Here is a 22,158-nt window from a genome sequence, read left to right as displayed (position 1 = left end):
TTCGGAGCGGGAGAAGGAACCGCTGTCGTAGGACGAGCCGGACGCGAACGAACCCGGCGTGTACCCGCCGGTCAGGGGGTCGTCGGCCCCCGTGAACCGGTGCCCCGGCACGGTCGGACCGCCCATCGGCTGGCCCGGAGCGGGCTGGGCTCCGCTGCCGGGGGCGCCGTGGGCGCCACCCGTACCGCCGCCGTGCGCCGGTCCGGCGCCGTAGCCGCCCAGCGGGGACGGAGGCCGCTGGTGGGCGCCGGTGTCCATGCTCGACCAGATCGGTGAGCTCAGGTCGTCACCGCTGGACGGGCTGGGCCGGAACCCGGGGTCCAGGGGGTCGGGGGAACCGGGCCCGGTACCGACACCGCCGCCCGAGCCGCTGCCCAGGGGCGGGTAGTCGGAACGGCTCATCGAGCCGCTGTCGTAGGAGGAACGGCCCTCGCCCAGGCCGCCGCCCAGGGAGCCGCCTCCCAAGCCGCCGCCACCGAGGGGGTCGCTCCCCGCGGGCCCTCCCAGGGAGCCGCCGCCCGGGGAGCCGCCGCCGAAGGCGTCCCCCAGCGGGTCCGGCGCGGTCGACTCGTTCCGCTCCACGGGTCGCAGCGGTTCACGGCCCGCGAACGGGTCGCCGGTCGAGGGCGGGTGCGGGGTCCAGGAGCCCGGCCCCAGCGGGTCGTCGTCGAGCGGGGCGGGAGCCGAGGCGGCCGGGAGCCCCTGAGTGGGGCCGGGTCCCTGGGCGGGAGGCAGACCCTGTGCGGAGGGCAGGGCCGCCAGGCCCTGTGCCGGGGTCTGCGCCGTCGGCCGCTGTTCCTGGTGGCGCGGTGCGGGCTCGGGCGGCGCGGGCGTGGCGCCCTGCCCCAGGCTGGCCAGCATCGCCAGGTCGGAGGGGCCGGTGGCGCCGCGCTCGGCCGGAGCTGGGGGAAGGGTGTCGGTTCCGTTGGAGGGGGAGTAGACGATGGTGTTCTGGTGGTCGGGGACACCCGTGTCGTCATCGTCGTAGTCGTCCGCGTAAACCCCGTCGTCCGCGTAACCGCCGTCGTCACGGCGGTCGGCGTACTCGTGCCCGCCCGAGCGGTCCGCACCGGCGTCCTCGTCGCTCAGACTCGACCAGAAGTCGTTGTCGGAGAGGCCGCCGGAGTCGTCGTCCTCCCAGTCCGTCCCGCGCTGGCGCCTGCCCTTGGTGCGCCGCTCCGCCCTGCCCGAGTCCTGCCGGGATCTGCGCGACCTTCCCCGCGGGGCGTCCTCCTCGTCCTCGGGGACCTCGTCCCGCCCCCGCCGGTCGCGCCGGTCGCCGCGGTCGGCGTCCTCGACGTCGTCGTGCTCGTACTCGTCGTCGTAGTCGTCCTCACGCGAGCCGAGGCTGAGCGCGCGCATCCCCAGCAGGAGGAGCACGAGCACTGCGAGCACGACGATGACGGCGGTGATGATGATGACGGTGACGGTCATGGTGTACGCACTACCTTGGGGAGGTCGGCCGCGCCCGGGGAGCGCCTGGGACCGGCCTGGCGAGGGCCGGTCGAGGGTGAGAGGCGGTGGCCCGGTTCCGCGGGAACCCGGTGTGCCGGGACCGAGTGGCTGACAGGGCGCGACCGCCGGTGATCCGACGCGGTCTCGGGTCAGGGTGCCGCGGGGCGGGTGAACGGGAATCGGTCAACTGAAATGGGGCGAGGGGCACGGACCCACTGTATGTGCTGTCGCGCGCTGTGTGCAGAGGGCGACGGGAGCTTCCTGCGGTGGTCCCGTGTCGTCGGTCGGGAGCGTCCGTCCTGTTCCGGGCGCAGGGAATGGCTCATTATGACCTATTTCACTCGCTGCTCGTGACCAGGGTTCCCCTGGCTACGGCCTGGTCCGCGACGGCTTCCAGGGTCTGCTCCAGCGCCGCGCCCTCGGGCAGGTCGAGGTTCCCCTCCAGCGCGTACACGGTGAAACGGTACTCGTGAACGTCGCCCTCCTTGGGGCAGGGCGCGCCATAGGTCGCGTCACCGGCGGTGTTCTGTCCCTGCTTCGCGTCGCCCGGGACGGTGTTCTGCCGCAGCTCGACCAGCTGCGGGTCGAGGTCGTAGACCATCCAGAACACGACGGCCGCGCTCGGGTCGTCCACCACCAGCGCGATCGACCCCACGTCGTCCGGCAGCCCCGACCAGCTCAGCGGCGGGGAGACCGGATCGCCGTCGGCCTCACAGGAGTACGCGGAGGGCAGCGGCTGCCCCTCCTGCATCATCGGGCTGGTCACGTTGATGTCGGTCGGCATCTCGCCGCGCAGTTCCGAAGACATCCCGCACCCGGTCGACGCGAGGAGCGCGGCGCCCACCGCCACGGCACCCGCGCGGGTGCCGGGGGACGTTCTGGGCACACCGTGCGCGGCGGTGGTCCGGAGGGAAGGCAAGACCGGGAACAATGGGGCTCCTGCTGGACTTTCGGGCCAAAAGGCGAGACTCGCGGTACGTCGGACCGGGCGCGGGAGGACCCCGGCCGGTCACGGGGAGACCGTGCGCCCGGGCACCTGGACGGCTCGCGCGACACGGTCCTGAGCGAACCCTACTGCGATCGGCGGCGACCACGGCATTTCGGACCGTGCGGGGGCCGCGTCGCGTCGACGCGACGGGCGGACGCCGGAGCCGCCGACCCGCGCGGTCGTCCCCGGGATCGGTGATGATGGGGCGGTGCGGTTCTCCCTACTGGGGCCCCTTCAGGTGCATGACACCTCCGGTGCGCCCCTCACCATCGGCGGCGCCCGTCTGCGCGCCCTCCTGGCGCTGCTGCTGCTCCGCCCCGGCCACCACGTGTCCACCGCGTACCTCACCGAGGCGATCTGGGGCGACGCCGCCCCCGCCGCCTCGGGCAACGCGCTCCAGGCCCTGGCCTCCCGGCTGCGCCGCGCCCTGGGCACGGGCGCCCCGCTCCACGGGAACGCCTCCGGTTACCGGTTGGAGGTCGCCCCGGGCCAGGTGGACCTGTACGAGTTCGAGGACCTGGCGCGCCTCGGGCGCGAACGACTCCTGGCGGGGCGCCCGGGTGAGGCCGAGCGCGCCCTCTCCTCCGCTCTGGCCCTGTGGCGCGGCGCGGCCCTGCCCGACCTCACCGCCCGGGGCGTGGCCGAGGACGTCGCGCTGCGGCTGCACGAGTCCAGGCGCACCGCCCGGGAGGACCACCTCAGCGCCCGGCTCGACCTCGGGCGCCACGTGGAGGCCCTGCCCGACGCGGAGGCCCTGGCCTCCGGTGAGCCGCAACGCGAACGCCCCGTCGAACTGCTCATGCGCGCGCTGGCGGGCAACGGACGTACCGCCGACGCCCTGTCCGCCTACGAGGCCTTCCGCGCGCGGCTCGCCGACGAACTGGGGCTGGACCCCTCCGAACGCCTCCGGGAGGCCCACCTCAGGCTGCTGCGCGGTGAACTCGACTCCGAGCGCCGCACCACCGAGGCGCACCGCCCGCCGTCCGTGGTCCGGCTGCCCCAGCCGCTGACGAGCTTCGTTCCCCGTGAGACGGAGGTGGGTGCCACCGTGGACCGCCTCTCGACGGCGCGGTTGGCCACCCTCACCGGCCCCGGCGGTTCGGGTAAGACCCGGTTGGCGGTGGAGGTCGCGGCCACCGTGGCCGACCACGCCCCCGGCCTCGCCGCCGAGGGCGTGTGGTTCGTCGGCCTGGCCCCGGTGCGTCAGGGCGCCGACCTGCCCGACGCCCTGGCCACCGCGTTGGACCTGCGCGGACAGGCCGTCTTCCAGACACGCTCGGCCGTGACGCGTCAGACCCCGCTCGAACGGGTCGTCTCCTTCCTGGGCGATCGTTCCGGGCTCGTCGTGCTCGACAACTGCGAGCACGTGGTGGACGACGCCGCCCGCCTGGTCGAGGCCCTGCTGTCGAACTGTCCGGGCCTGCGCGTGCTCGCCACCTCCCGCGAGCCCCTCGGCGTTGACGGAGAGGCCCTGCTGCCGGTGCCCTCGTTCGACCTGCCACCCGAGGGCGCCGGGGCGGAGGAGGCCCGCGCCTTCCCCGCGGTGACGTTGTTCACCGAACGCGCCCAGGCGGTGCTGGCCGGATTCACCGTCGACGCCGACAACTCGGGTCACGTCGTGCGTATCGTCCGTGAACTGGACGGTATGCCGCTCGCCCTGGAACTCGCCGCGGCCCGCCTGCGCGCGATGTCGCCGGCCCAGCTCGCTGACCGCCTCAGCGACCGGTTCCGCCTGTTGACCAACGGGAGCCGTTCGGCCCTGCCCCGCCACCGGACCCTGCGCGCGGTGGTCGACTGGAGCTGGGAACTGCTCGACGAGCCCGAGCGCCGACTGCTGCGCCGTCTGGCGGTCCTGCCCGGCGGGGCCACCCTGGAGGCGGTCGAACGGATCGGCTCCGATCCCGACGGCCCGGACGGCACCGTGGCCGGTCATGACGTGTGGACGGTCCTGTTCGCCCTCGTGGACAAGTCCCTCGTGGTGGCGGAGAACCCCGAGCGGGGGGACGGCCCCTCCCACTACCGGCAGCTGGAGACGGTCCGCGCGTACGCCGCCGAGCGCCTGACGGACAGCGGTGAGGAGGTGCGGGTGCGGGATGTCCAGGCCCGCTACGCGCGCGACCTGTGGCGCCGCGCTGACCCGGGTCTGCGGGGCCCGGAGCAGCGGGCCTGGCTGGCCCGGCTCGGAGCGGAGTCCGACAACTGCGTGGCCGCCTTCCACTGGGCCGTCGAGCGGGGCGACGCGGCCCTGGCTCTCGACCTGGTGGAGCACTCCCAGTGGTACTGGTCGCTGGACGAGCACTGGCAACAGCTCCACCGGTGGGCCGGGCAGGTGCTGGAGATGGTGGGCGACGCGCCGCCCCCGGGGTACGAGGCTGCCTACGCGAGCTGTCTGTTCCATCTCTCGGGCCAGATGGAACTGGGCCGGGCCGCCGTCCTGGAGCGTCTCGACCGGGTGGAGGAGGTGCTGACCCGGGCCGGCCTGCGCGAGGAGGACCACCCCGTGCTCATCCTGGCACTGGTGTACCGGTCGATGGCCGCGGGGGTCGACGGGTACGACGGAGGTTCGCGGGACCGGGCGCGCACGCGCCTGGAGGAGAGCGCCAGGAGTCAGCGCGACCCCTGGACGCGTGCGATGACGTACCTGATGCTCTCACTGCTGGACGGGGTGCACGGAGACGCGGCCCGGGCGGCGGAACGCGCCGCGGTCGCTCTGGAGTCCATGCGTGACCTCGGTGACGTGTGGGGTCAGAGCAACGCGATCGTGCACCTGGTGGACGTGCTCCGCTACACCGACCTCGAACGGTGCCGCCGCCTGCTCGACGACGGGATCGCCCTGGCCGAGCGGGGCGGGCTGGACGGGGTCGTGGACATGTTCCGGACGAGACGGACCCAGGTCCTGGTCGACCTGGGTGAGGTGGAGGAGGCCGAACGCGACCTCAGGCGGCTCGTCGGCGGGCCCGTGGAGGAGGGGCACCTGGTGACCCTCCGGCTGACCCGGGTTCAGTGGCTGCGTGCCGCCGGTCGCGGCCCCGAGGCGCGGCGCCTCCTGGAGGAGACTGAGCCGGTCGTGGCCGGTCTGGGCGGGTTCGCGCCGGCCTACATCGAGCCCCTCTGGCGGGTCATGGCCGCCGAACTCTCCTGGGACGAGGGCGACACGGCGCGGGCCTGGCGGGACGCGGGACGCGCCTGGTGGTTGTCCAGGGTCGGTCTGGGCACCATCGGCGCCGACGTGCTGGACACCATGGCGACGATGGTGGAGGGGGAGGACCCGGAGTGGGCGGCCTTCCTGATCGGCTTCGCGACACGGCTGCGCGGGGTGGCCGACACCGCCTCACCCCGGGCGCGCCGCGTCCGTGAGCGGTTGGAGGCCAGCCTGGGCCCGGCCGGTCTCGCGCGGGCGCTGGCCGAGGGGGAGGGGGCGGACCGGGTGGCCGCCCGGGACCGGGTGGCGCGGTGGTTGGAACCCCGTGTCCCGAACGACGTCGACCTGGGTGACTGGGCGCTGTGATCCCGGTTCCGGTGGGACGGTGGTTCGCGCCCGCGCGCCGGGCGCCCCACGGTAGGGCGCCCGGCGGTCCGGGTCAGGTACGGCGGCGGTAGGCCCACACGGCCAGCGGGAAGAAGATCGCCGTGATCACCACGGTCCAGAAGAGCGTCCAGGCCGCGGGCGCGGCGGCGTCACCGCCGAGCATGAGCCCGCGCATGGCGTCCACCAGGTGCGTGACCGGGTTGTTCGCGGCGATCGGCGCGAGCCAGCCCGGCATGTCGTCCGGGGAGACGAACGCCGAGCTGCCGAAGGTCAGCGGGAACAGCAGGATCATGCCGAACGACTGCACCGCCATGGGTGTGCGCACCAGCATGCCCACGAACGCCGACATCCAGCACAGCGCGAACGCGAACAGCAGGACCAGGGCGCTGGCGCCCAGCACGCCGAGGAGGCCGCCGTCGGGGCGGAAACCGATCGCCACGCCCACCAGCATCACCATGACGACGGTGATCGCGTACCGGACGAGGTCGCCCAGGACCGCCCCGATCAGCGGTGCCGAACGCGCGATGGGCAGCGACCGGAACCGGTCGAAGATGCCCTTCTCCACGTCCTGGCTCAGGCTGAACCCGGTGCCCATCGTGGCGAACACGACGGACTGCGCGACGATGCCGGGCATGAGGAAGTCGCGGTAGGTCTGCCAGTCGCCCATCATCGCCTGTCCGAAGACGAAGACGAACAGGGTCACGAACATGACCGGCGTCAGCATCAGCCCGAAGACCTCTTCGGGGTTGGCCCTGATCTTGAGGACGCTGCGCCAGGTGAGCTGGAGCCCGTTCTGGACGGTCGTCAGCGGGGAGATGTTCGGCGGCGCCACCGGCGCGCCCTCCGGTGCCGACCTCGACCGGGTCGTCACGGCGCTCATGCTGGGGTCCCTTCGTTCGCGGGTCCGTCCGCGGTCTCGTCTTCGGCGGTGTGGCCGGTCAGGGCGAGGAACACCTCGTCCAGGCTCGGCCTGCGCAGGGAGAGCTCGGCGATGGAGACGCCCTGTTCGTCCAGGCGGCGCACCGTCTCCGGCAGTACCGCCACGTCGGTGACCGGGACACTGGCCAGCAGGCCGTCCGTGGTCACCGGCGTGCTCGTGACGGCCTCGACGATCCGTGTGGCCAGCGGGAGCTGGGACGGGTCCACCGTGCGCAGTTGCAGCACCTGGTTGCCCGCGTGCGACTTGAGCTCCTCGGGGGTGCCCCGGCTGATCACCTTGCCGTGGTCCAGGACGACGATGTCGTCGGCGAGCTGGTCGGCCTCCTCCAGGTACTGGGTGGTGAGCAGCACGGTGACCCCGTCGGCCACCAGGTCGCGCACCACGTCCCACAGGCCGTTGCGGCTGTGCGGGTCCAGGCCGGTGGTCGGCTCGTCCAGGTACAGCAGGGCGGGGCGTCCCACCAGGCTGGCCGCCAGGTCCAGACGGCGGCGCATACCGCCCGAGTAGGTCTTGGCGGGACGGTCGGCGGCGTCGGAGAGCCCGAACCGCTCCATCAGCTCCTTGGACCGGGCCCTGGCGTCGGCGCGCCCGAACCCGAGCAGCCGGGCGATGAGCACCAGGTTCTGGGTGCCGGTCAGCTCGGCGTCGACCGCCGCGTACTGGCCGGTCAGGCCGATCTGGCGGCGTACTTCGTGTGGTTCGCGGACCACGTCGAAGCCGCCGACGGTGGCGTGTCCGGCGTCCGGTCTGAGCAGGGTGGAGAGGATGCGCACGGTCGTCGTCTTCCCGGACCCGTTGGGTCCCAGGACGCCCAGCACGGCCCCCGCCGTCGCCGTCAGGTCCACTCCGCCAAGGGCGGTCTTGCCCTTGAAGTGCTTGACCAGACCCTCCGCACGGATGGCGTCAGTCATTGGTCCTCCGTTTCAACGTCTGTCCACAAGTGTGCGGACCCGCACTGACAGAACGCTGACAGCAGGGTTCGCCCCGGTCTGACACCGTCGGCGCCCGCCCCGGTCCGGGGGGAACGTCCTAGACTCGTGCACGTGATGAACACCCCGCCCCACGACGCCATTCCCCCCTCGGGGGGACTCCCCGACCCGTCCGGCCCGGTAGGGACCGCTCGGCTGCGGCCACCGCTTCGCAGGGTGAGCGGTCGCGCGATCGGAGTGTGGACCCTGCGGCTGATCTTCGGCGCGCTCTTCACCCTGACCCTGTTCCTGCTGCTCGCCTGGGGGGCGAGTTCGGCTCCCTGGGGCTGGATTCCCGGTTGGGCCTCGCACCACGCCTGGGTGCTGCCGGTGGCGTACTCGGTGTACGCGGTGGCCAAGATCGCGATCGTGCCGTCCTGGCGGTACCGGGTGCACCGCTGGGAGGTCACCGAGGACGTCATCTACACGCGCGAGGGGTGGATCAGCCGCGCCTGGCAGTTGGTTCCGGTGAACCGGCTCCAGACGGTGGACCACACCCAGGGGTGGCTGGAGCGGATGTTCGGAGTCGCCACCCTGAAGGTGCAGACCGCCTCCTTCGCCGGTTCCTCGACCATCGAGGGGCTGGACGCCGACGAGGCGCGCGGGCTGAGCGAGCGGCTCGCCGTGCGCGCCGGGACACTCCGGGACGACGCGACCTGATGGACGAACAGTACGGGCGTGACCGGGAACACGGCCAGCACGGGCCCGAGGGGGCGCGGGAACCCGGCGGCTGGATCGCTCCGGGCAGTACCCCCTCGGGGCTCCCGAACGGTGGCGAGGACCAGAGCGTCGTGCGGCCGAGTCCGCACGAAGGACCGGGGGCGGGGCCCCCGCCCCACTCCGGCGGGGACCCGTGGTCCGCCCGGCCGCCGGGTACCCCGACCCCTGCGGTGCCCGCGCCCCCGGACCCTGCGGTGCCCGCGTCCCCGCACGCTGGTCTTCCGAGCGCGGGGCCCGCCCCCTACCCGGGCGGTGCCGGTTGGGGGCCGTGGCACCCGGGGGCGCCCACCGCCCACTCCTGGTGGGGCGAGGAACGCCCGAGCGGTCCGGCCGACGCGTTCGGGGCGGAGCGCGCCCGACGGCTCAGTCCGCGCACCATGGTGGTCGGCCCGATCAACCAGCTACGGAGCCTCCTCCTGCCCGTCCTCGCCGGTCTGGTGCTCGGGGGCTTCAACCCCTGGCTGCTGACCGCCACGGGCCTGGGCGTTGTCGTGCTCCTGGTCGGCGGATTCGTCACCTGGCGAACCTTCCGCTACGAGGTCGGTTCGGACCGGGTCGAGATCAGCAGGGGCCTGATCCGCCGTTCCCGGCGCACCATCCCGCTGGAGCGCGTGCGCGGTGTGGACGTCACCAGCACCCTGCTTCACCGGCTGCTCGGTGTGGCGGTGGTGCGGATCGAGGCCGCCGCGGGCTCGGTGGGGGAGGCCGAGGACGGCAAGCTCGACGCCGTCTCCGCCGCCGAGGCCGAGCGGCTGCGCCGGGTCCTGCTGCACCGCAGGGCCGTGCTCGCCGAGCAGGGGACGCACGGCTCCGAGACGGGCCCCGGGGGAGGCCGGGACGCGGACGCCGCGACCGCCGGGCCTGGCGCGCTCCCCGAGGCGGACCGGACCACCGACGACACGGTCACCCACTTCACGATGCCCCGCTCCTGGTACCTCTACGGGGCGCTCAGCCTGGGCTACCTGCTGACACCCTTCGTCGTCCTGGCGACCCTGTTCGGCATGGTGCAGCAGTCGGCGGGGCAGATGGTGACCGACCTGTTCATCGACTGGGTGACCACGACCGACCGCGCCTTCCTCGTGGTGTTCGGGGCGGTGTTCGTGGGCGTGCTGGTGCTGCTGATGCCGGTGTTCGCGGTGGTTTCCTACGCCATCACCCACTGGGGGTTCCGTCTGCGCTCCCGTGACGGGTCGCTGCTCGCCGAGCGGGGCCTGTTCACCCGGCGCAGCGTCACCCTGGAGAAGCGGCGTATCCGGGGCTACGAACTCCTGGACAACCCCCTCGAACGCACCCGGGGCGCGGTGGGGCTGCGCGCGATCGTCACCGGCCTGGGCGACGCGGCGACCCGCGCCGTGCTCCTGCCGGTCGGCCCGAGATCGACGGTGGAACCAGTGGTGGACCGGGCCCTGACCCTGTTCCGGGGACGTCTGGTCCGCCACCCCCGTGCCGCCCTGTACCGGCGGCTGACCCGTGCCGTGGTGCCCTTCGGTGTCGTGGCCGCGGCGGCGGCGTACGGGGATCTCACCTTGCTGGCCGTGGTCGCCGGCATCCTGGCACTGCTGGGCGTCCCGCTCGGGATCGACCGGTACCGCTCGCTGGGGCACGGTTACGACGGTGAACGCGTCAGCGTGCGATCCGGGTCGCTGTCCCGTTCCCAGGCCACGGTGGAGCGGTCGGCGGTGATCGGGTGGACCTGGACCCAGACGCTCTTCCAACGCCGTTCCTCGTTGGCCAGCCTCCAGGTCACCGTGGGCGCGGGTACCGGCGGCTACACGGCCCAGGACGCCGCGCTCGACGAGTCCGTGGCCTTCGCGGCCCGCGTCACCCCCGAGATGGTGCGGCCCTTCCTCGTCCCCGAGGGGGACGGGGGCGCTGACGGTACGGGGCGACCGCGCTGCCCCTGACCCAGCCCGCCGGGTGCGGCACGACGAAGGGGGCGGTCGCCGTGCGACCGCCCCCCGCTGCCCTCCGGCCGCGTCCGGACCCGGAGGTCCGGCACGTACCTACTCGCTCTTCTTCGAACCGAACATGATCTCGTCCCAGGACGGCACCGACGCCCGGCGCCCCCGGCTCTTGCGCTTGGCCGCGCCAGCGCCCGTGGAACCGCTGGCCGCAGCCGGGAGGCCGGGGGTCGGGGGCGCCGGATCGGCCGCGCGGCGGGGCGTCCCCTTGTCGTTGAGGTCGATGGTGGCCCGGCGGCGGCGCGGACGCTGCCGGGGGTCCTCGGCCGGCGGCTCGACCGGCTCGACCGGGGGAGCCGGGGCCGGGCGGGCGTCCAGCCAGTCGGGTGCGGCCTGCGGCTCCGGGGGCCGCTGGGAGGGGTGGGAGCGGACCTCGTGCTGGTACGGCTCGGGCCGGACCGGCGCCTCGAACGCGGCGGGAGCGCTCTCCTCGAAGACCGCCCTGCGGGGCTCGGGGCGACGCTGCTCGTGGTGCTGGTGCTGGTGCTGGTGCTGGTGCTCGGGAGCTTCGGGCGCGGGCCGCGCGGGCGGTGCCTCGACCGGGTCGGCGAACCGCTGGCGAGCGGTCTCGGGGCGGTGCGCCGGGTGCCGGCGGCCCTCCGGCAGGGGAGCGGCGGGCGGCGGGTCGCCGCGCTGGTCCCCGAACCGGTCGTCGGGCGCCTCGAAGGCGCGCCGGGGCTCGGGCTCGGGTCGCGACGGCGCCTGGCGTCGTCGCTCCTCCCGGATCGGGACGCCGAACTGGTCGGTCTCGGTCTGACGGGCCACGGGGCGCAGCGGTTCGTCCAACGGCGTGTCCTGCGCGGGTGACAGGCGGCGCGGAGCGACGTGGTCGGGACGTCGTTCGGCGGCGGACTGCGCGTCCAGGCGGGGCAGGTCGGTGGAGTGCTCGCCGCGTCGCGGGGAGAAGGGGGTGACGTTGGCCCCGGGACCCGGTGCGGCGTCCAGGGGTTCGATGGAGGAGAACCGGGCGGCCTCCTCGTCGGCGGGGGTCACGCTGTTGTGTCTGGGCTCGTACAACCAGTGGGCGACGCGCTCGTCACCGCCGTGGAGGAAGACGAGCTTGAGCTGCCAGGAACGGTCCTCACGCTTCCACGAGTCCCATTCGGCGTCGCCGGTCTCCAGCTGGTGGGAGCCGATCCTCTTGGCGACCACCTCCTCCAGGGAGGGGCCGGGGCCGGTCTCGCCCTGGGAGCGCACGGTCGCGCGCTGGGCCTGTTGGGCGATGTACCCGCGCTCCTGGAGGACGGGTCCCTCGAACCAGCGCACCCGTTCGATGGGGATTCCGGAGATCTCGGAGATGGCCTCCGCGGTCTCGCCGGACCGGATACGGGCCTGGATTTCCTTGGGGCGCAACGGATTCTCCACTTCGATCTCGTACTGGCCGAGCCGGGAGAACTGGCCGCGTACCGCGGCACGGAGGCGGTCGTCAACGGGCAGCATGAAGCGGGTGCCACGGCCGGTGCTGGCGAGCACCAGGTAGGTGCCGTCCTCGCTCACGGCCACGAGGCGAAGCTCGTGCATCGCCCTCCCTTTCGCGTCCCGTCGAGAGCCGGTCCGGTGGACCGTCCCCCGCGTTCTCCAAGTCTGGTCGGCCGACAACGGTTCGGCCAGTACCGCGCCCGGCATGTCCGAACTGTGCCCGCCTCCCGGCCCGTGGTGGGCACCACGGTGGGAGCGGCCCCGGGGTCGGGGCTCTTATGGTCACTTCCGGTGCCAATCTTGACACGGTGAACCTTCCGTGACCGGGAGCGATCGAGGGTGAATGTCGCGCATCCCGCACGAAGGCTCCGCGGTGATGGTATCCCGGGAGCTCGAATCCCCCCAGGCCCGGGGAAAACTCCGATCTCGGACCGCACTCGAACCTGATGGGAGTGTCGGTTCGCAACTCGACACGCCGTTGGATGCCACACAGTGATCATTCCAATCTCATGGCGTTATCAGCGGTCCGCCGCCCGTAAGGTGAAGTTTCCACTTATGGGCTGTTTGCGAAGTTTGGGTTGTCCGGGTGTGTCTGCCCCGCCACACACCCATCCCACGACCAAGTGCCCCGCCGCGCCGACCGCGGCCGACAGAGGGGGGAGGGCACGATGCCAAGACCCGATCACGAGGACGAGTTCGAGGCACGGGAGGAGGGCCCCGAGAAGGAGCGAGGCCGGAGGAAGCGGATCGACCTGAGCGTGGCGCAGGTCGCCGGAGCCGGGGTCGCCACGCTGACCGCCGCCACCGCCGCCTCCTATCTCAACGTCTACGGGACCGTCATCGGCACCGGTGTCATGGCCGTGCTGAGCACCAGCGCCGCCCCGGTGATCCAGCACTGGATCACCCGCAGCGGAGAACAGGCCAAGGGGTTGGCGGAGAAGGCGGAGCGGAAGGCCGCCCACCACACCGCCGTGCGTTCCCTCGTCGACACCGAGGCCGAGGCCCGCGCCGACGAGCGGCTGTCCGATCCCTCGACGGCCGTGTTCGGGCAGGCGGGACCGGCCGGGACGGGACGTCTCCTCGGCGCGCCGCACGGGAGCGGAACCGAAGGGACCGACCTCCGCGACGAGGACGACGCGACCCGCACGATGGCCATGCCGGCCGTGGGGACCGACCTGCCGGGCCAGACCCTCGCGCACGGTTTCGGCAACCCCGAGGACCCCACCCTCGTCGGCGGTTCCACGGAGAACGACGCCACCCGGGTCCTCGGAGCCGTGGGCGGCTCCGCAGGAGCACACACCCGGGAGACCCCGGGCGGCACAGGGGGCGGAGGGGACGCCCCGGACCGGCCCAGGCGCGGCTGGCGCACTGTGGTGATCCCGGCCGCCGCGGTGTTCACCCTGGTCATGTTGGTCATCCTGGCCTTCGAACTGCTCACCGGCCGCTCCCTCACCGCCTGGACCCAGGGGCAGGACGAGCCCACCTCGCCCTCACTGCTGGGCGGCCACTCCTCCCAGGTCCAGGACGAGGAGGAACCCGAGGACGCACCCGTGACCCACGACGGCGGGCGTCCCTCGGACGACGGCGACACCGGGAGCACGCGGCCGGAGACCGATCGGCCGGAGGCCCCCGAGACCGGCACACCGCCGACCGGGACCGACCCGCAGACCCCGGAGGGCGGGCAGACCGACCCGACCGCACCTCCCGTGGACGGCGGAGAGCAGGTGGACCCGGGCGGCGGCGAGGCGCCCGACCCGGGGTCGCGGCCCCAACAGCCCGAGGGGGAACCCGCGCCCGAGCCCGCCACGGCCCCCCTCGGCTAGCCGGGACCGTCGTTCGGCCGGGGCCCGCGCCCCGGCGCCCGTGTTCGGCGGGCCCGCGCCCCGGGCACGGCGGTCCTCAGCCGAAGACCGTGTCCAGGTAGGCGTTGCCGAAGCGGCGGTGCGGGTCCACCCGGTCCCGCACCGCCAGCGCGTCGCCCAGGCGCGGGTAGACGCCCTCCAGGTAGGCGCGGTCGCGGGTGTGCATCTTGCCCCAGTGCGGCCGTCCGCCCACGGAGGTGAAGACCGCCTCCACGTCGGCGAAGTACGACTCGTAGGGGGTTCCCTGGTACATGTGCACCGCCACGTACGCGGTCTCGCGCTCGTGGGCGGTGGACAGCCACACGTCGTCCTCGGGGGCGAAGCGCACCTCCACGGGGAAGCTCACCCGGTGGTCCCCCCGGTCCACGATCCTCCTGACCTCGCGCAGCACGTCCGCCGCGTGCTCGGCGGGAACCGCGTACTCCATCTCCACGAACCGCACGTCGCGGACCGAGGCGAACACCCGGTGCGAGACGTCCGTGTAGCTCCGCGCGGACAGGGCCCGGGAGCTGATCTGGTTCACCGTGGGAACCGCAGCCGGGAACCGGCGGCACACGCGGTTGATCCGGTCGAAGAGGGTGTTCGACAGGAAGTCGTCGTCCAGCCAGTGCTTGAAGGCGGACAGCGGTTGGGCGGGACCTTCGGAGATGTTGTTGCGCTTGGTGTTGGTGTTGCCCGTGTGCGGGAACCAGAAGAACTCGAAGTGGTCGTTCTCCGCACGCAGCTCGGGCAGCCGCTCCAACACCTCGTCCAGCGGCATGGGCTCCTCCCTGGCGTGCAGGAGGAAGGCGGGCCGTACCGCGAAGGTCAGCGCCGTCACGACGCCGAAGGCGCCCAGGCCGACCCGGGCCGCGTGGAACAGCTCCGGGTCCCGCTCGGCCGAGCACTCGACCACGGAGCCGTCCGCGAGCACCATCTCCAGGCCCACGACCTGGCTGGCCAGGCCGCCCGCGTCTCGCCCGGTGCCGTGGGTGCCGGTCTGTACGGCGCCGGCGACCGTCTGCACCGCGATGTCGCCCATGTTGGCCAGGGCCACACCGGCCGCGGCCAGGGCTTCGTTGAAGTTGCACAGGGGCATTCCCGCCTCGACCGTCGCGGTCCCCGCCTCCACGTCGATGGAGCGCACGCGGTTGAGCGAGGTGGGGGCCAGGAGCAGACCGTCGGTGACGGCCACGTCCGTGAAGGAGTGCCCGGAACCGACCATGCGCACGCGCAGGTCCTCGGCGGTGGCGGAGACGACGGCGGAGACGACGTCGTCGGTGTTGTCGGGGGTCGCCGTCCGGCGCGGGCGGGCCTGGTGGGTGTCAGCCCAGGTGTGCCACAACACATCAGTCATGCGGTGACATTACCCAGCGGTCACTTGTGTGACCAGACCGGGAGTGTCCCTGGTCACGGAAGGCGCGAAAGACCCGTCACTCGGGCCGGGGCGGCTCCGGGAGGGTACGGGGAGCTGGTTTCATGAGGTGCATGAGGCCTTACGACGCGTTTCTGCTGATCTCCTTCGGCGGCCCTGAGGGCGAGGACGAGGTCATCCCGTTCCTGGAGAACGTCACCCGCGGGCGCAACATCCCCCGCGAGCGGTTGGCGGAGGTCGGTGAGCACTACTTCCTCTTCGGGGGAGTGAGCCCGATCAACCAGCAGTGCCGGGACCTGCTCGCCGCGGTCACCGCCGACTTCCGGACCAACGGCATCGACCTGCCGGTGTACTGGGGCAACCGGTTCTGGGAACCGGTGCTCGCCGACACCCTGGAGCGGATGCGCCAGGACGGCGTGCGCCGCGTGCTGGCGCTGCCCACCTCCGCCTACTGCAACTGGTCCAGCCGGACCGCCTACCACGAGGACATCGAGCGCGCCCGTGCGGCGCTCGGTGAGGGCGCCCCCGAGATCGACCTGATCCGCCCCTTCTACGACCACCCCGGGTTCGTCGAGCCGTTGGCGCGGCACACCCAGGAGTGTCTGGAGCGGCTCCCCGACGACCAGCGCGAGGGTGTGCGCCTGCTGTTCTCCGCGCACTCCATCCCCACGGCGATGGCCGAGGCCAGCGGCGGACCGGACCAGGGGTTCGGCCCGGCGGGCGCCTACGGCACGCAGCTCGCCGAGGTGGCCCGCCTGGTGGTGGAGCGCCTGGACCGCCCCTACCCCTACGAGCTCGTCTACCAGAGCCGCAGCGGACCGCCGAGCCAGCCCTGGCTGGAGCCCGACGTGAACGACCGCATGGAGGAGCTGGCCGCCGAGGGGGTCCCCGCCGTCGTGGTCGTCCCGCACGGGTTCGTCTCCGACCACATGGAGGTCAAGTTCGACCTCGACGTGGAGGCCCGCGACACCGCCGCCAAACTGGGTCTTGGCTACGAGCGGGCGCTCAGCCCCGGCACCCACCCGTCGTTCGTGTCGATGGTGACCGAGCTGGTGCGCGAGTACACCGACCGGACCGGGGAGCGGCGGCTGACCTCGCTGCCGCACTGCGCCGAGGCGGGCGGTCAGTGCTGCAAGCAGCGCTGACCCTGCCGTCCCGCTCCCGTGCGCCGCGGCCGGAGGTACCGTCGCCGGGCACGGGAGCGGGCCGCGCTCAGGTGCCGAGCGCGAGGTAGTCCGTGGTCCGGACGATCTCCTCGCGTTCGGCGAACGTGGCCAGGGAGTCCGCCACGGCCGAGCTGTCGCCGTCGCGGACGATCGCCGCCAGCACGTCCTCGCAGGCCCTGATCACCGCCCGCTGGAGGTCGGAGGGGATGATGACGAGCCGGTAGCCGAGCTCCGCCAGCCGTGCCCGGGGCACGACCGGGGTCTTCCCGCCGTGGAACATGTTGATCAGCTTGGGTCCGGGGATCTCGCGGGCGATCAGTTCGATCTGCTCCACGGTCTCGGGCGCCTCGACGAACACGACGTCGGCACCGGCCTCCAGATAGGCGTGTGAACGCTCCAGCGCCGCGTCCACCCCCTCAGCGGCGATCGCGTCCGTGCGGGCGATCACCACCAGGTCCGGGTCGGTGCGCGCGTCCAGTACCGCTCGGAGCTTGCCCACCATCTCACCGGTGGGTACCAGGGACTTGTCGTCCAGGTGCCCGCAGCGCTTGGGGAAGGTCTGGTCCTCCAGGTGCAGCCCGGCCACGCCCGCGCGCTCGAACAGGCCCACCGTGCGCACCGCGTTCACGGCGTTGCCGAAGCCGGTGTCGGCGTCGGCGATGACCGGGAGCGACGTCACCGCCGTGATCTGCGCCAACCGGTCGGCGACCTCCGTGACCCCCAGGAGGCCGATGTCGGGCACCCCGTGGCCCCGCGCGATCGCGCCGCCGCTGGCGTAGACCAGCTCGGCTCCGCCGCGTTCGGCCAGTCGGGCGGTGAGTCCGTCGAACACTCCGGGGGCGACGTGTGTGCCGTCGCCCTCGACCAGTGCGCGCAGCCGTGTGGTCGCCCTCATGCGCGGGCCCCTCTCCAGTCGACGTCGGGGCGGGTACGACGGCGACGTCGCACACACCCTGGATACTGCTTGTATACAATCCTGGACGAGCCTGGACCGCCGGGTCCGGGATGTCAAGCGGCGGGGTCGAGGGGGCGGACCGACCGGTACCGCCTACGGAGGGAGCGCGGTGAAACAGGGCGATCTGGTGTACGAGCGGTTGCGCGAGGAGATCGTGGAGTGGGAGCTGGCACCCGGAACGCACCTGAACGAGACCCGGATCGCCGCCCGCCTGGGCGTGTCCAGGACGCCCCTGCGTGAGGCCCTGCACCGGCTCGACCGGGACGGTCTGGTGCGGATCAGCCCGGGCCGCGGGGCCTTCGTCAGCGAGATCGCCCTCGGGGACGTCGCGCACCGGTTCCAACTGCGCGACGCGCTGGAGTCCTACGCCGTCCGGCTGTGCGCGCGAGCCGACGAACGCTCGGTGTTCGGTGCGCTGGAGGCGGACTTCCTGGAGTGGCGGGACCGGTTCGACGCGGGCGCGGGCGCGGTCGACGACACCGGGTACTACGCCCTGACCTCGCGGTTGGACGCCGAGGTCTCCCAGGGGGCGGCCAACCCCCACCTCTCGGACTCCCTCGCCTCGGTCCGCCAGCACCTGCGGCGGTTGCGCCGGATCGCCCGTCGCACACCGGGCCGCATGGCGCTCAGCGCCGGTGAGCACGCCCGGATCTGCGCCGCCGTGCGCGCGGGGGCGGAGGAGGAGGCCGCGCGGGCCGCGTCGGAGCACGTCGGCAACAGCCTGCGCCACATCCTGGCCGCGCTGGGCGGCAGTGCGGTGGGCGGCAGCGCGGTGGCGCTCGACTGACCACCCGTGCCCACGGGTCAGCGGGACGCCCCCGCCGCGCCCCCGAGTCAACAATGTTGACCGCCCTTGAAGTGGGGTGATTCAGGTCACCGGGAGCGATAGAGTCGGCTCAGACCACAAGTCGACCTTTTCGGGAGTAACTGTCTTGGTCCGTTCCTGGTACGAACTTCCAGAATACGTCCGCCTGCGCCGCGTGAACGGTCTGCGCCTGTCTCCGGACGGCACCCGGCTCGTCGCGCCCGTGAGCGACCTGGCCCCCGACGCCAAGTCCTTCCGCAGCGCCCTGTGGGAGATCGACGTCGCCCCCGAGGCCGAGGGAGGGAGCGCTCCCCGGCGCCTGACCCGCTCCACCAAGGGCGAGTCCAGCGCCGGGTTCCTCCCCGACGGCTCCGTACTCTTCACGACCGGCCGGGACGACCCCGAGGCCGAGCCGGGGGAGAAGCCCAAGTCCGCCCTGTGGCTGCTGCCCGCCCACGGCGGAGAGGCCCGCCAGGTCGCCTCCCGCCCCGGTGGCGTCGGCTCCTTCACCGTGGCCCGCGACTCCGGGCTTGTCGCCTTCACCAGCAACGTCCTGCCGCGTTCGGCGGACACCGAGGCCGACACCGAGGCCCGCAAGGCCCGTGAGGAAGCCGGGATCACCGCCATCCTCCATGAGGCGCTCCCGGTCCGCTCCTGGGACAGCGACATCGGCCCCGACCTGCCCCGCGTCTTCACCGCCGCCCCGCCCGAGAACGACGACGCCCGCCTCGGCGAGCCCCGCGACCTCACCTCCGACACCGGCCTGGCCCTGCTCGGCTCCGCCCCCGCGCTCACCCCCGACGGGTCCACCCTGCTCATCGGCTGGGCGGTGCCCACCTCCGGCGGGGCGAGCAGGGACGAGGTCGTCGCGATCGACACCGCCTCCGGCGAGCGCCGCACCGTCGCGGGCTCGGCCGACTCCGAGCACGAGTTCTCCGGGCCGCTGGCCTCACCCGACGGTGCCAGCGTCCTGACACAGGCCAGGACCGAGGGCAGCTACGACGGAGAGCCCCGCGACGCCACGCTGTGGATCACCGACCTCGCCACCGGCGAGGGCCGCGACCTGCTGCCCGGGCACGAGCTCTGGCCCCGGGACTACGCGTGGTCGGCCGACTCCCGCGCGGTCTTCTTCGTGGCCGACCAGAACGGTCGGCGCCCGCTCTTCCGCGTGGACGTGGCCACCGGTGAACTCACCCGTCTCACCGGCGACCACGGCGCCTACAGCGCGCTCAACCCCTCCCCGGACGGTCGCCACGTCTACGCCCTGCGCGACGCCTGGGACGCCCCGCCCGCACCGGTCCGGCTGGAGGCCGAGACGGCCGACGGCCAGCCCGTGTACCTGCGCACGCCCGGCTCCGAACTGACCATGCCGGGCACGCTCACGGAGATCGAGACCACCGCCGACGACGGCACCCGCGTCCGCTCCTGGCTGGTGCTGCCCGAGCAGGCCTCGGCCGCATCGCCCGCCCCGCTCATGCTGTGGGTGCACGGTGGCCCGTACATGAGCTTCAACGGCTGGTCCTGGCGCTGGAACCCGTGGATTCTGGCGGCCCGGGGCTACGCGGTCCTGCTCCCGGACCCCGCGCTGTCCACCGGCTACGGCCAGGACATGCTCCGCCGTGCCTGGGGCCAGTGGGGTCCGCGCACCCACGCCGACGTCATGGCCATCACGGACGCCGCCGAGGCCCGGGACGACATCGACGCCGAGCACACCGCCATGATGGGCGGCTCCTTCGGCGGCTACATGGCCAACTGGATCGCCGGGCACACCGACCGGTTCAAGGCGATCGTGTCGCACGCCTCCCTGTGGCAGCTGGACGGGTTCAGCGGCACCACCGACTACCCGCCGGTGTGGGAGCGGGAGTTCGGCACCCCGCTGGCCCAGCCGGAGCGCTACCGGTTGAACTCACCGCACCTGCACGCGGACAAGATCCGTACGCCGATGCTGGTCATCCACGGTGACAAGGACTACCGGGTGCCGATCGGCGAGGGCCTGCGGCTGTGGCGCGACCTCCTCCTGCACGAGGTGGACGCGAAGTTCCTGTACTTCCCCGACGAGAACCACTGGATTCTCAGCCCGGGCAACGCCCAGATCTGGTACGAGACGATCTTCGCCTTCCTGGACCACCACGTCCACGGCAAGGAGTGGATCAGGCCCGAGCACGTCTAGATCCGATCCCCTGGTGGGGCCGTCCCCCGCGACGGCCCGCGTGGCACATCCCTGGGAGGGCTCTGGCATCCGCCGGGGCCCTCCCTCGGCCGCTTCCCGGCCACCGCCGACCCGTGGGGCGGCGCATAGAGTTCGGGCGGGTACTCCGGGCACGACGGACCCGGGGGCCACGAGCGGAAGGGCACCCGTGACCACCATCCACTCCCCCCACGACCCGGAGAAGCTGCGCGACCTCGCCGTCGCCGTGGCGGCGGAGGCCGGAGCGCTCGCGGCCAAGGGGCAGGAGGGCATCACCGTCCTGGACACCAAGTCCAGCCCCACCGACGTCGTCACCGAGATGGACCGCGCCACCGAGGACCTCGTCAGGAACCGGCTGCTCGCCGCCCGCCCGTGCGACGCCGTCCTGGGCGAGGAGGGCGGCGGCGTCGAGGGCACCAGCGGGGTGCGCTGGGTCGTGGACCCCATCGACGGCACCGTCAACTACCTCTACGGTGGGCCCGACTGGGGCGTGGCGATCGCCGCGGAGATCGACGGCGTGGTCGTGGCCTCCGCCGTCCACCTGCCCGCCCACGGGAACATGTTCGACGCCGTCCTGGGCGGCGGGTCGCGCCTTGACGGCCGCACCCTGTGCGCGCCCGACGCGGTCCCGCTGGACCGGGCGCTGGTCGCCACCGGCTTCGGGTACTTCCCCGAACGCCGACTCCAGCAGGCCAGGGTGCTCACCGAGGTGGTGCCCCGGGTCCGGGACATCCGGCGGGTGGGTTCCGCGGCCGTCGACATCACGGGTCTGGCCACGGGCCGCTGCGACGCCTACTACGAGCGCGGTCTGCACCTGTGGGACTGGGCCGCGCCCGGTCTGGTCGCCAGCGAGGCCGGGCTGCGGGTGGGCGGGCTGCGCGCCGGACCGCCCAGCAACGACCTGGTGATCGCGGCCCGCCCCGGTCTGTACGAGGAGCTCGACGCACTCCTGGCGCCGCTGGGAGCCGACACCGACGGCTGACCCGCACACGAGTGCCCCGGACGCCGTGGGCGTTCGGGGCACGGGCGGCGCGGGGTCGCACGCCCTCACGAGGAGGTGGCGCGCCCCGGCCGGGGGTCGTCGGCCCCGGCCCCGTCAGGGGCGGGGACGACGTCGGCCGCTCCGCTCAGGAGTGGGTGTCGACGCCGTTGCGGGCCGCGATGCGGTAGAGGTCCTCCAGCTCCGACGCATGGGTGTCGGCGAGGAACTCGTCTCCTGCGTCACGCGCTGATTCGAGCGACCGGTAGGTCTCGCTGATCCGGACCCTGATCTCCGCCATGAACTCGCCCATTGCACCTCTTCCAGGGGTAGGCACCGGGACGGGGTGGTGTCCCGGTGGAATCCGTGTGCGCGCGACGCGGCGCCCGCACGAGTAGAAGACGTCACGACCCTGTGACACGCGTGTACGTCGCGGTCCGGGGTGGCCCCCGGTGTCCGCGCGTCGCCTTCTACCTCTACCGCACTGTGACCCACGTCAAACCCCGACCCCCCTCGTGTGACGGTTCCGTGATCCCGGGGCGGTCCGCCGGGCTCCCGGAAGGGGGCGGCTCGCGGCGCGGTGGTCCCGCTGCGGCCGGATGGCCCTGGGGCCGTCCGGTCGCGGACACGCGTCAAGCGATGGTCAGGGGTGTCACAAGACACATTTTCCGAGCGGGCCTGGTGCTTACTTGTTTCTTATTCTTGATGTGTCAGATTTGAGATGTGCGGGGTTGAGCCGTCGCCGACGGTTGGGGGATTCGCCGGCGGCGGCCGCCCCGTGCACAGGGGGAGCCGCGAGGCTCCCGGCCCAGCGCCCGTGCCACACGGGGGCGAGGGGACCGAGCGAACCCACGGGTTTACCGTCTCCT

At 73.1% G+C, this 22,158-nt stretch carries 16 protein-coding genes; 8 read left to right on the top strand and 8 right to left on the bottom strand.

Annotation, left to right across the window (positions count from 1 at the left end; translation table 11 throughout):
• Together ABZ635_RS09665 and ABZ635_RS09660 are read right to left on the bottom strand one after the other, a co-directional pair.
• On the bottom strand, positions 1–1,434 hold a 1,434-nt coding region (locus tag ABZ635_RS09665), incomplete at its 3' end, for a hypothetical protein (protein ID WP_357761579.1).
• A 358-nt stretch (positions 1,435–1,792) separates the two neighbouring features.
• Positions 1,793–2,386 (bottom strand): YbhB/YbcL family Raf kinase inhibitor-like protein, encoded by a 594-nt coding sequence (locus tag ABZ635_RS09660; RefSeq protein ID WP_357761577.1) that lies wholly within the window; start codon positions 2,384–2,386, stop codon positions 1,793–1,795.
• A gap of 265 nt (positions 2,387–2,651) precedes the next feature.
• Between ABZ635_RS09660 and ABZ635_RS09655 the strand changes: the two genes are divergently transcribed.
• Positions 2,652–5,951, top strand: coding sequence for a BTAD domain-containing putative transcriptional regulator (locus tag ABZ635_RS09655; protein WP_357761574.1), 3,300 nt, complete (start codon positions 2,652–2,654; stop codon positions 5,949–5,951).
• A gap of 73 nt (positions 5,952–6,024) precedes the next feature.
• Here the strand turns inward: ABZ635_RS09655 and ABZ635_RS09650 are convergent, their stop codons facing one another.
• Positions 6,025–6,852, bottom strand: a complete 828-nt coding sequence (locus tag ABZ635_RS09650) for an ABC transporter permease (protein WP_357761571.1) — start codon at positions 6,850–6,852, stop codon at positions 6,025–6,027.
• Positions 6,849–7,823 carry an ATP-binding cassette domain-containing protein gene (locus ABZ635_RS09645; protein ID WP_357761569.1) on the bottom strand — a complete coding sequence of 325 codons (975 nt, stop codon included), beginning with the start codon at positions 7,821–7,823 and terminating at the stop codon, positions 6,849–6,851. The genes ABZ635_RS09650 and ABZ635_RS09645 overlap by 4 nt, the downstream gene beginning before the upstream one ends.
• Positions 7,824–7,958: 135 nt before the next feature.
• Between ABZ635_RS09645 and ABZ635_RS09640 the strand changes: the two genes are divergently transcribed.
• Together ABZ635_RS09640 and ABZ635_RS09635 are read left to right on the top strand one after the other, a co-directional pair.
• On the top strand, positions 7,959–8,540 hold the full coding sequence (locus tag ABZ635_RS09640) for a PH domain-containing protein (protein WP_357761566.1): 582 nt from the start codon (positions 7,959–7,961) through the stop codon (positions 8,538–8,540).
• Between the two features lie 437 nt (positions 8,541–8,977).
• Positions 8,978–10,504, top strand: coding sequence for a PH domain-containing protein (locus ABZ635_RS09635; RefSeq protein ID WP_357761809.1), 1,527 nt, complete (start codon positions 8,978–8,980; stop codon positions 10,502–10,504).
• Positions 10,505–10,603: 99 nt separating this feature from the next.
• Here ABZ635_RS09635 and sepH read toward each other — a convergent pair whose 3' ends face one another.
• Positions 10,604–12,082 (bottom strand): septation protein SepH, encoded by a 1,479-nt coding sequence (sepH, locus tag ABZ635_RS09630; protein WP_357761563.1) that lies wholly within the window; start codon positions 12,080–12,082, stop codon positions 10,604–10,606.
• A 566-nt stretch (positions 12,083–12,648) separates the two neighbouring features.
• Here sepH and ABZ635_RS09625 point away from each other — a divergent pair.
• The gene (locus ABZ635_RS09625) at positions 12,649–13,803 is read left to right on the top strand and encodes a hypothetical protein (protein ID WP_357761560.1); all 1,155 of its coding nucleotides are present in this window, start codon (positions 12,649–12,651) and stop codon (positions 13,801–13,803) included.
• A gap of 76 nt (positions 13,804–13,879) precedes the next feature.
• On the opposite strand, the gene ABZ635_RS09620 is transcribed toward ABZ635_RS09625, so the two are convergent.
• The gene (locus ABZ635_RS09620; protein ID WP_357761557.1) at positions 13,880–15,178 is read right to left on the bottom strand and encodes a D-arabinono-1,4-lactone oxidase; all 1,299 of its coding nucleotides are present in this window, start codon (positions 15,176–15,178) and stop codon (positions 13,880–13,882) included.
• A 131-nt stretch (positions 15,179–15,309) separates the two neighbouring features.
• On the opposite strand from ABZ635_RS09620, the gene ABZ635_RS09615 reads away from it, so the two are divergent.
• Positions 15,310–16,341 (top strand): ferrochelatase, encoded by a 1,032-nt coding sequence (locus tag ABZ635_RS09615; RefSeq protein WP_357761554.1) that lies wholly within the window; start codon positions 15,310–15,312, stop codon positions 16,339–16,341.
• A gap of 67 nt (positions 16,342–16,408) precedes the next feature.
• Here ABZ635_RS09615 and ABZ635_RS09610 read toward each other — a convergent pair whose 3' ends face one another.
• Positions 16,409–17,257, bottom strand: a complete 849-nt coding sequence (locus ABZ635_RS09610) for an oxaloacetate decarboxylase (protein WP_357761551.1) — start codon at positions 17,255–17,257, stop codon at positions 16,409–16,411.
• Between the two features lie 169 nt (positions 17,258–17,426).
• On the opposite strand from ABZ635_RS09610, the gene ABZ635_RS09605 reads away from it, so the two are divergent.
• The 3 genes from ABZ635_RS09605 to ABZ635_RS09595 all read left to right on the top strand — a co-directional run bounded on the left by ABZ635_RS09605 (position 17,427) and on the right by ABZ635_RS09595 (position 21,292).
• A complete protein-coding gene (locus tag ABZ635_RS09605; protein ID WP_357761548.1) occupies positions 17,427–18,104 on the top strand; it encodes a GntR family transcriptional regulator in 678 nt (225 codons plus the stop codon).
• A 145-nt stretch (positions 18,105–18,249) separates the two neighbouring features.
• Positions 18,250–20,292, top strand: coding sequence for a S9 family peptidase (locus ABZ635_RS09600; RefSeq protein WP_357761545.1), 2,043 nt, complete (start codon positions 18,250–18,252; stop codon positions 20,290–20,292).
• 187 nt (positions 20,293–20,479) lie between these two features.
• Positions 20,480–21,292, top strand: coding sequence for an inositol monophosphatase family protein (locus ABZ635_RS09595; protein WP_357761542.1), 813 nt, complete (start codon positions 20,480–20,482; stop codon positions 21,290–21,292).
• Between the two features lie 145 nt (positions 21,293–21,437).
• Here ABZ635_RS09595 and ABZ635_RS09590 read toward each other — a convergent pair whose 3' ends face one another.
• The gene (locus tag ABZ635_RS09590; RefSeq protein ID WP_357761540.1) at positions 21,438–21,602 is read right to left on the bottom strand and encodes a hypothetical protein; all 165 of its coding nucleotides are present in this window, start codon (positions 21,600–21,602) and stop codon (positions 21,438–21,440) included.
• Between the last annotated feature and the right edge of the window lie 556 nt (positions 21,603–22,158).

Source organism: Nocardiopsis sp. NPDC007018 (assembly GCF_040635075.1).
Lineage (GTDB): Bacteria > Actinomycetota > Actinomycetes > Streptosporangiales > Streptosporangiaceae > Nocardiopsis.
Note: the sequence above shows the minus strand (reverse complement) of the source record. Positions and strands in the feature narration are given on the sequence as shown.

Excerpts from the sequence above, each read along its gene's own strand:
- ABZ635_RS09640 (WP_357761566.1), top strand. The coding sequence starts at position 7,959 with ATGAACACCCCGCCCCACGACGCCATTCCCCCCTCGGGGGGACTCCCC.
- ABZ635_RS09635 (WP_357761809.1), top strand. The coding sequence starts at position 8,978 with ATGGTGGTCGGCCCGATCAACCAGCTACGGAGCCTCCTCCTGCCCGTC.
- ABZ635_RS09590 (WP_357761540.1), bottom strand. The coding sequence starts at position 21,602 with ATGGGCGAGTTCATGGCGGAGATCAGGGTCCGGATCAGCGAGACCTAC.
- ABZ635_RS09625 (WP_357761560.1), top strand. The coding sequence starts at position 12,649 with ATGCCAAGACCCGATCACGAGGACGAGTTCGAGGCACGGGAGGAGGGC.
- ABZ635_RS09650 (WP_357761571.1), bottom strand. The coding sequence starts at position 6,852 with ATGAGCGCCGTGACGACCCGGTCGAGGTCGGCACCGGAGGGCGCGCCG.
- sepH (WP_357761563.1), bottom strand. The coding sequence starts at position 12,082 with ATGCACGAGCTTCGCCTCGTGGCCGTGAGCGAGGACGGCACCTACCTG.
- ABZ635_RS09615 (WP_357761554.1), top strand. The coding sequence starts at position 15,310 with ATGAGGCCTTACGACGCGTTTCTGCTGATCTCCTTCGGCGGCCCTGAG.
- ABZ635_RS09620 (WP_357761557.1), bottom strand. The coding sequence starts at position 15,178 with ATGACTGATGTGTTGTGGCACACCTGGGCTGACACCCACCAGGCCCGC.
- ABZ635_RS09610 (WP_357761551.1), bottom strand. The coding sequence starts at position 17,257 with ATGAGGGCGACCACACGGCTGCGCGCACTGGTCGAGGGCGACGGCACA.
- ABZ635_RS09645 (WP_357761569.1), bottom strand. The coding sequence starts at position 7,823 with ATGACTGACGCCATCCGTGCGGAGGGTCTGGTCAAGCACTTCAAGGGC.